This window comes from Kitasatospora sp. NPDC057198, assembly GCF_042670125.1.
GTDB lineage: Bacteria > Actinomycetota > Actinomycetes > Streptomycetales > Streptomycetaceae > Kitasatospora.
The window spans coordinates 1-8,717 of the sequence record NZ_JBHUWH010000341.1; the positions used below are offsets into that span (position 1 = coordinate 1).

Sequence of the window (8,717 nt, forward strand, 5' to 3'; positions counted from 1 at the left end):
ACGCGCAGACACACATGGCGGCGATCATCACGGAACACCTCGACCGCAACGATCACCGCCAGCGATCACGCCACGCAGTTGATCAATTACCCGACCCTTTCTCAGCCGAGGTGGGTGCGGGCCCAGTCGGCGAGCAGCCGGGCGCAGTCGTCCACCGACTCCCGCCAGCTGCGGACCGCGCCGTCGCCCGCCTCGTCGCTGACGTGCTTGACCAGCCGGACCGGCAGCCCGGCGCGGCGGGCGACGGTGGCCACCGCGTACCCCTCCATGTCGACCAGGTCGGCGCTGCCGGCCAGCAGGTCGCGCTCGGCGTCGGCGGAGACGAAGCGGTCACCGGTGGCGAGCACCGGCCCGGCCGGGCCGAGGTCGATCGGGCCGTCCATCGGACGCCCGGTGAGCCCCTCCAACAGCACGGTGTCCAGGTCGTGCTGGAGCACCCGGCCGATCTCGTGGGTGCCGCCGAGACCCGGCTTGAGCGCGCCCGCCGTCCCCAGGTTGACGACGGAGGCCGGCCGCTCACCACCCGCCAGCAGGGCCGCCAGCGCGGCGGCCGCGTTGAGCTTGCCCATGCCGGTGAGCAGCACCGGCAGCCCGCCGCCGAGGTGCGCGGCCTCCTCAGGCAGGGCGACGACGAGCAGCGGGCGGTCGGGCACGACGGTTCCGGTCAGACGCATGGCGCCCAGCTTACGAGGACGGCGGACGACGACCGGACGGGCATCGGGGCGCAGCCGGGCGGGCGCCGGGCGGATACCGGGGCGCTGCTGAACGGGCACCGGGCGGGCGCCGGGCCCCGCGGGCCCCCGTGGCCGGGTCCGTCGGGCACAAGTCGGTCACCGCCCGGCGAACAGCAGGCCAACTCCGGCCGTTTCGGCCGTTCCGCGTGGTGATACTGCCCGGAGACGTGGCCGGTGGAGCCGAGGGGGGAACGGTGGCCGCACAGACCCAGGGGGGCGTCCTCGCGCCCTCCCCGGCCGGTGGACCGGTCGTGGTGCCCGCCGGCGGGAGGCTGTCCGGCCCGCTGGTGCGGCTGCGGCGGGCCGCCGGCACTCCGCCGGGGCGGTTGCGTGCGGCGGCCGCGGTGCTGGTGGCGCTGGCGCTGGTGTTCGGGGTCACGGCGGCCTGGCAGTCCGCGGAACGGGCCGCGGCGGCCCGGCAGTTGGCGTCCCGCAGCGAACCGCTCAGCCAGGACGCGGCCGAGCTCCACCGCTCGCTGGCGGACGCCGACGCCACCGCCGCCGCGGGCTTCCTGATGGCCGCCGCCGAGCCGCCCGAGGTGTACGCGCACTACCGGGCCGACCTGGACACCGCGGCCCGGCTGATCCCGCGGGCCGCCGCGCGCAGCGGGAACTCCGCCGAGACGCAGCGGCTGCTGGCCGAGCTGGGCAGTCAACTGCCGTACTACGCGGGGCTGGTGGAGAGCGCCCGCGCGATCAACCGGGAGGGCCTGCCGCTCGGCGGGGCCTATCTGCGGTACGCCTCGGCGTACCTGCAGCAGGAGGTGCTGCCGAACGCGCAGCGGCTCGCCGACGCCGAGGCGGCCGCGCTGGACGGCGACTACGACGCGGCGGCCGCGGTGCCGTGGGCGGCGCTGGTGCTGGGCGGGCTGCTGCTGGGCGCGCTGGGCCGCTACCAGGTGGTGCTGTTCCGGCGCACCAACCGGGTGTTCAATCCGGGCCTGCTGACCGCCTCGGCCGCGGTGCTGACCGCGCTGCTGTGGACGGCGGCCGGCACCGTCTCGGCCGGCACCGGCCTGCACGAGGCCCGTACCCAGGGCATCGCCCCGCTGCGCGACCTGAACCGGGTCCGGGTGGAGGCGCTGCGGGCGCACACCGCCGAGGTCCTCGACCTGGTCTCGCGCGGCGCCACCAGGAAGTTCGAGGGCGAGTGGGGCACGCTGGCGAAGACGCTGACCGCCCCGGCCGGGGAGACCGGTTCGGTGGCCGGCCTGCTGACCGCCGCGCCGGACCGGGCCCGGGGCCGACTGGCCGAGGCCCAGCACTGGTTCGGGGTGTGGCAGCAGCGGCACGCGGACGCCGCGGGGCTCGACGGGGACGGCGCGTACGAGAAGGCGCTGAGCGCGACCCTCTCGCCGAGCCGCGACGACACCGCGCGGGCCGCGTTCGACGCCGCCGGGCAGCAGTGGGAGCAGGCCGGCCGGGCCGAGCAGGCCGCGTTCGAGGCGGCCGCGGGCGGCATCGACGGCACGCTGACCGTGCAGGCCGCGGCGACGGCGCTGCTGGCCGCGCTGGCGGTCGGCGGCACGGTGCGCGGCCTCGGCCGCCGACTGGCCGAGTACCGGTAACGGGGGGAGCGAAGGATGCGCGGGGCGAGGACCGGAACGCTGCTGGCGGCCGCGGCGCTGCTGGCGGGCTTGCTCGGCACCGGCGGTTCGGCCGCCGGGGCGGGCGGCGGGGCGGGCGGCGGCCGCGGGGAGGCGCTGGTGCACACCGCCGGGGCGCCGCAGAACGCCGGGGCGCCGGGCAGCGCGGCGGCGCCGGGCAGCGCGGTGGCGGCGGGCAGCGCGGTGGCGGCGGACGGCTGCGACACCGGTGCGTCGCTGCCGCCCGAGGAGCGGGTCGGGCAGCGGATCCGGGCGATCCGCGAGCGCGGCTACCTGGTCGTCGGCATCGACCAGAGCGCCTACAACTGGGGCTACCGGGACTCCCAGACCGGCCGGATCGAGGGCTTCGACATCGACCTGGCGCGCGCCGTCGCCGAGTCGGTCCTCGGCAGCCCGGACAAGGTGCAGCTCAAGACCGTCGCCACCGCCGACCGGGTCGCCCTGCTCCAGGACCCGAAGCACCCGGTCGACATGATCGCCCGCGCGATGACCATCACCTGCTCGCGGCTGGAGCAGATCGCCTTCTCCGCGCCGTACTTCAACGTCTCCCAGCGGGTGGTGGCGCCGAAGTCCGAGCACGCCCGCAGCGTGGACGAGGCGCTGCGCGGCAAGGACGTCTGCGTGGCGGACAACTCCTCCTCGGCCGCCGCGCTGGACGGCGACCGGCACGGCGCGGCCAACGTCCTGCGGCCCGAGAACCAGCTGGACTGCCTGGTGCTGATGGAGGTCGGCAAGGCGCGGGCCACCCTGTCGGACAGCTCGCTGGCCTACGCGATGGTCGCCCAGGACCAGACCATGGAGCTGGTCGGGGACCCCTTCCTCCCCACGTACATGGGCGTCGGCATGAACAAGCAGGACACCGACCTGGTCGCCTGGGTCAACCAGGTGCTCGTCGACTGGCGCAACAGCGGCGGCTGGCAGGCCAGTTACGACCGGTGGCTGCGTCCCAGCATGGGGGATCCCGGCCCGTACCGGCCGTGGTGAGCACCGGGACGGCGGCGGTGGCGGCGCGGGGGACGGCGGTGGCGGCGGGCGGACGGGCACCCCGGAACGGGAGCCGGAGCGGGGACGGGAACCGGAACCGGAGCGGGAATCCGGGGGACCGCCGTCCGCTCGGTGCCGGGCGTCGGGGAGACTGGCGGCCGACGGGCCGTCACCCGGACCTCCCCAGGACCGGCGTCCCGTCACCACGCCAGTGGCCGAGAGGAGGAACCGCGTTGGCCGGAACGACCCGCCCGGTGATGAACCGTGAGGAGGTCGACCGCGCGCTGGCCCGGCTGGGTGCCGAGCGCGACGCGGTCGAGGCGGCGCTGCTGGCGCTCCAGGACCACCCGGGGCTGCGGCTGCTGACCGGCGCCGAGCTGTCCGGGCGCACCCGGGAGCGCTGGGCGGTCGCCGAGGGCGGGGTCGCCCTGCTGTGGGCGCTGTTCGACCGGTACGCGGAGGCGCTGGCCTCGGCCCGCGCGGTCCGCTCCCGGCGCACCCGGCCCACCGCCGCCGAACTCGCCGAGCTGGGCGAGCTGCTGGCCGGCCGCTCGGTGACCGTCTCCGGCGGCCGGCTCCCCCACCCGTCCGGCCAACTCGCCTCCTCCGCGCGACTGGTGGAGCAGGTCACGCTGGGCGAGCTGCTGGAGCGGATGAACGGCTGGTACGCGGTGGTGGTCGAGGTGGTGAGCGCCGTCGACGCGGTCTGGTCGGCGCTGCCCGCCCGGATCGACCTGCTGCTCGCCGAACTCGGCCGGGTGCAGATGCTGGCCGGCTCGGTCGGGGTGCGCCCCGGCGGCCACCCGCTGGCCGACGACCTCGACGACCTGGCCCGGCAGTTGACCGCGCTGCGGGCCCTGGTGGTGGCCGACCCGCTGGCGCTGTGGCGGCCCAGCCGGGTGCCTGCGCAGCGCGGCCGGGCCGCCGAGGGCGCGGCCTGGGCCTCCCCCACCGGCGCGGTGGACACCTCCGGGTTCGACCGGATGGGACGCCGGCTGGACGACGTGCGGGTCGAACTGGAGGGCCTGCTGCGGCTGCGCGACGAGTCCCACGAGCGGCTCCAGCAGGTCGCCGACCTGCTCCAGCGCGCCGACCTGACGCTCGCCGAGGCCCGCCGGGCGCGCGGCGAGGTGCTGGCGAAGATCGCCGCGACCGAGGTGCCCGCCGTGCCCGGCCCGCCCTCCGCGCTGCGCGAGGCGATCGGCCAGGCCGTCGACTACCAGCAGACCGGCCAGTGGCACCGGCTCGGCCCGCTGCTGGACGCGCTGGAGGACGCCGCTGCCAAGGAACTCGGCCGGGCCCGGCAGGCGCTCACCGAGGTCGCCCAGCCGCTCGCCCTCCGGGCCGAACTGCGCGGCCGGCTGGAGGCGTACAAGGCGATGGCGGCCCGGCTCGGCCTGGCCGAGGACCCCGAGGTGGTCGAGCGCTTCGAGAAGGCCCGCTGGCTGCTGTGGAGCGCCCCGTGCGACCTGCGGGCCGCCGCCGAGGCGGTCGGCCGCTTCCAGCAGGCCCTGCGCGCGCCCGAACGGCAGCCGCCGCAGCCGGCCCCGCCGCCGCAGGTCCAGGACACCGAGCAGGGGGAGGACAGCGATGGCTGAGGCATGCGCCCGCGCGGACTGCAGCGGGGAGATCGACCCGGACGGCTACTGCACCGAGTGCGGGCTCGCCCCCGAACGCGGCAAGTCCGCGCCGCACGCCCCCGCGCCGGGCGTCCCCGCGCCGGGCGTCCCGTGCGGGCGCGACGGCTGTACCGGGGAGATCGACGCCGACGGGTACTGCACCGAATGCGGCCTCGCCGCCGCGCCCGCTCCGGCCCCCGCGTCCGCCGCCGTCCCGGCCCCCGCACCCGCCGCCCGCCCGCTGCCCGGCCCCGGCGACGCCTGCGGGCGCGACGGCTGCGCGGGCACCCTCGACCCGGACGGCTACTGCGACGACTGCGGCCTCGCCGCCGCACCCGCCACCGCCGTCCCGGCCTCCGCGCCCGCCGCAGTCCCGTCGTCCGTCCCGTCCGGCGGTGTCCCGTCCGGCGGTGTCCCGTCCCGCGGTGCCTCGGGCCGTTCGCCGTCCGGGCGTTCGGGCCGGTCGGGCCGGTCGGGGCGCGGCGGTTCGGTGTCGGTGCGCGGTTCGCAGGGCGGCACCGGCACGGCCAGGCGCGGCAACCTGGGGGCGGGCCTGGTGGCGATCGCCCCGGTGCCGGCCGCGGACCCGGCGCTGGCGGTGCTGGCGAACCCGGAGGTGCCGGAGCGCAAGCGGTTCTGCTCGCGCTGCGACCAGCCGGTGGGCCGGGGGAAGGACGGCCGTCCGGGCCGCCCGGAGGGCTTCTGCACCAGGTGCGGCACCGCGTACTCGTTCAGCCCGAAGCTGTCGCGCGGCGACCTGGTCGGCGGCCAGTACGAGGTGATGGGCTGCCTGGCGCACGGCGGCCTGGGCTGGATCTACCTGGCGGTGGACCGGCGGGTGAACGACCGCTGGGTGGTGCTGAAGGGCCTGCTGGACACCGGGGACGAGGACGCGCTGGCGGTGGCGATCGCCGAGCGGCGGTTCCTGGCCGAGGTCGACCACCCGAACATCGTCCGGATCATCAACTTCGTCGAGCACCCGGACTCCCGGACCGGCGCCGCCGACGGCTACATCGTGATGGAGTACGTCGGCGGCAAGTCGCTGCGGGACATCGCCAACGAGCGGCTGGGCCCGGACGGGCGGCGCGAGCCGCTGCCGGTCGAGCAGGCGCTGGCGTACGGGCTGGCGGCGCTGCCCGCGCTGGGCTACCTGCACGCCCGCGGGCTGGTGTACTGCGACTTCAAGCTGGACAACGTGATCCAGTCGGACGACATGCTCAAGATCATCGACCTGGGCGCGGTTCGCCGGCCCGACGACGACGGGCCGGTCTACGGCACCGTCGGCTACCAGGCCCCGGAGATCGCCACCGCCGGGCCCTCCCCCGCCTCCGACCTGTACACGGTGGCCCGCACGCTGGCCGTGCTGACCTTCGACTTCCGCGGCTACACCGAGCGCTGGCGGCACGAACTCCCGGGCCCGGACGAGGTCGGGGTGTTCGCCCGGTACGAGTCCTTCCACCGGCTGCTGGTGCGCGCCACCGACCCGGACCCGGCCCGCCGGTTCGCCTCCGCGGAGGAGATGGCCGGGCAGCTGACCGGTGTGCTGCGCGAGGTGCTGAGCCTCCAGGACGGCCGGGCCCGGCCCGCGCCCTCCACCCTGTTCGGCCCCGAACTTCGGGTCGTGGAGACCGAGTTGACCGAGCACGCGCCGGACGCTCGAGCCGCCGCGCTGGCCCTGCCCGCGCCGCTGCCCGACCCGGCCGACCCGAACGCGGGCCTGCTCGGCACGCTGCCCGCCGCCGCGCCCGCCGAGGTGCTGGCCGCGCTCCGGACGGCCGGCGCCGACTCCCCCGAGCTGCGGCTGCGGGCGCTGCGCACCCACCTGGAGCTGGCCGACACCGCGGCCGCCGCCGGGGTGCTGGCCGCGCTGGAGGCCGAACACCCCGACGACTGGCGGGTGGTGTGGCACCGGGGGCTGCTCGCCCTCGCCACCGGCCGGCCCGACGAGGCCCGGGACGCCTTCGAGGCGCTGTACGACGCGTTCCCCGGCGAGGGCGCCCCCAAGCTGGCGCTCGCGCTCTGCGCCGAACTGCTCGGCGACACCGCGGCCGCCGCCGGGTACTACGCCCTGGTCAACGTGGTCGACCGGTCGTTCGTCGGCGCCGCGTTCGGCCTGGCCCGGGTCCGCTTCGCGGCCGGCGACCGGGACGGCGCGGTCGCCGCACTGGAGGCCGTCCCGGAGGGCTCGGCGCACTGGACCGCCGCCCGGATCGGCACCGTCCGGGCCCGGTTGCGCGGCCGGGCCGCCACCGAGCCGCTGGCCGCCGAACTCGCCGACAGCTCCGCCCGGCTCGCGGCGCTCACCCTGGACGCCCGGCGGCGCGAGGAACTGGCCGTCGAGGTACTGGACTCGGCGCTGAACTGGGTGCTGGCGGGGGCCGCCGGGAAGCCCGCCACGCTGACCGTGCTGGGACATCCCGCCGCGGAACGGGAACTGAGGCTCGCCCTGGAACACTCCTACCGGATGTTGGCCCGGTTGTCCGACCGGGCCGAGACGAGGATCGAGTGGGTGGAACGGGCCAACCGGGCCCGCCCCAGGACATGGGTGTGAACATGCCGCAGCAGACCGAGTGCCCGAACTGTGCCGAACCGCTGGGCTCGCAGGACGCGTTCTGCGGGGCGTGCGGCACCGCCCTGACCGGGCCGCCGACACTGCGCGACCTGCCCGTCGTGCCCAGTTGCCCGCACTGCGGCTCCGCCGACCTCACCGACGGCTGGTGCCAGGGCTGCGGGCAGGCCCAGCCGCGTGAACGCGACCACCAGGAGCGGGAGCTGACCGGCGTCGCGGCGGTCTCCGACCGCGGGCTGCGCCACCACCGCAACGAGGACGCGTTCACCGTCGCCACCGCCGAGGGCCCGGCCGGCACGCCCGCCGTGCTCGCCGTGGTCTGCGACGGCGTCTCCTCCTCCTCCCGCCCGGACGAGGCGTCCGCCACCGCCGTCACCGCCGCCGCCGACTCGCTGGTCGCCGCGCTGGCGGCCGGCCGCGAGCCCGGCCAGGCGATGCGCGAGGCGATCGGCGCCGCCAACCGGGCCGTCACCGCGCTGGCCCACGACGGCACCGCCCCCGACGGCCGGCACAGCAACGCGCCCGCCTGCACCTACGTCAGCGCGATCAGCTCCGACGGCCTGGTCACCATCGGCTGGGTCGGCGACACCCGCGCCTACTGGATCCCGGACGACCGCGAGTCCGCCGAGCCGTACCGGCTCACCGAGGACGACTCCTGGGCGGCCCGGATGGTCGCCGCCGAGCTGATGGCCGAGGCCGAGGCGTACGCCGACCCGCGCGCCCACGCCATCACCGGCTGGCTCGGCGCCGACGCCGAGGACCTCGACCCGCACACCGTCAGCTTCACCCCGCACGTCCCCGGCGTGCTGCTGATCTGCACCGACGGCCTGTGGAACTACGCCGAGGCCGCTACCGACCTGGCGTTCTTCGTCCGCGCCGACGCCCGGACCGAACCGCTGGCCACCGCCCAGGAGCTGGTGCGCTTCGCGGTGGAGCGCGGCGGGCACGACAACATCACCGTCGCCGTCCTGCCGATCGACCCGCCCGCCGTGCCGCCCGCCCACGACGCCACCCTGCTCGACGTGCCGCTGCCGCGCGCCGCCGACCCGGACGCCACCGTGCCGCTGCGCCCGACCGCGCCGCCCGCGCCCGCCGCCGCACCGCCGGCCCCGCCCGCCGCACCGCCCGCCGCACCGCCGGCTCCCGCGGCGCCGCCCGCCCCGGCCGCGCCGCCCGTCCCGGTGCCCTCCGCTCCGCCCGTCCC

Annotated in this window: 6 protein-coding genes; 5 read left to right on the forward strand and 1 reads right to left on the reverse strand. The window is 77.2% G+C overall.

All coding sequences use genetic code 11. The features are described 5' to 3' along the window. Positions 1-101 precede the first annotated feature (101 nt). Positions 102-674 carry a nucleosidase gene (locus ACFUEL_RS29190; RefSeq protein ID WP_380239767.1) on the reverse strand — a complete coding sequence of 191 codons (573 nt, stop codon included), beginning with the start codon at positions 672-674 and terminating at the stop codon, positions 102-104. A gap of 254 nt (positions 675-928) precedes the next feature. On the opposite strand from ACFUEL_RS29190, the gene ACFUEL_RS29195 reads away from it, so the two are divergent. The 5 genes from ACFUEL_RS29195 to ACFUEL_RS29215 all read left to right on the forward strand — a co-directional run. Then, a complete protein-coding gene (locus ACFUEL_RS29195) occupies positions 929-2,302 on the forward strand; it encodes a hypothetical protein (RefSeq protein WP_380239768.1) in 1,374 nt (457 codons plus the stop codon). A gap of 15 nt (positions 2,303-2,317) precedes the next feature. Then, positions 2,318-3,325 carry a glutamate ABC transporter substrate-binding protein gene (locus tag ACFUEL_RS29200; protein WP_380239769.1) on the forward strand — a complete coding sequence of 336 codons (1,008 nt, stop codon included), beginning with the start codon at positions 2,318-2,320 and terminating at the stop codon, positions 3,323-3,325. 257 nt (positions 3,326-3,582) lie between these two features. Continuing rightward, a complete protein-coding gene (locus tag ACFUEL_RS29205; protein WP_380239772.1) occupies positions 3,583-4,923 on the forward strand; it encodes a hypothetical protein in 1,341 nt (446 codons plus the stop codon). Beyond that, positions 4,916-7,495: a tetratricopeptide repeat protein gene (locus ACFUEL_RS29210; protein ID WP_380239770.1), complete on the forward strand. Its 2,580-nt coding sequence runs from the start codon at positions 4,916-4,918 to the stop codon at positions 7,493-7,495. The genes ACFUEL_RS29205 and ACFUEL_RS29210 overlap by 8 nt, the downstream gene beginning before the upstream one ends. A 2-nt stretch (positions 7,496-7,497) precedes the next feature. Then, positions 7,498-8,717: PP2C family serine/threonine-protein phosphatase (locus ACFUEL_RS29215; RefSeq protein ID WP_380239771.1), on the forward strand; the 1,220-nt coding region annotated here is incomplete at its 3' end.

What these genes read in the sequence shown, in the direction of transcription:
- ACFUEL_RS29210 (WP_380239770.1), top strand. Translation starts at nt 4,916, where the DNA reads ATGGCTGAGGCATGCGCCCGCGCGGACTGCAGCGGGGAGATCGACCCG.
- ACFUEL_RS29200 (WP_380239769.1), top strand. Translation starts at nt 2,318, where the DNA reads ATGCGCGGGGCGAGGACCGGAACGCTGCTGGCGGCCGCGGCGCTGCTG.
- ACFUEL_RS29190 (WP_380239767.1), bottom strand. Translation starts at nt 674, where the DNA reads ATGCGTCTGACCGGAACCGTCGTGCCCGACCGCCCGCTGCTCGTCGTC.
- ACFUEL_RS29205 (WP_380239772.1), top strand. Translation starts at nt 3,583, where the DNA reads ATGAACCGTGAGGAGGTCGACCGCGCGCTGGCCCGGCTGGGTGCCGAG.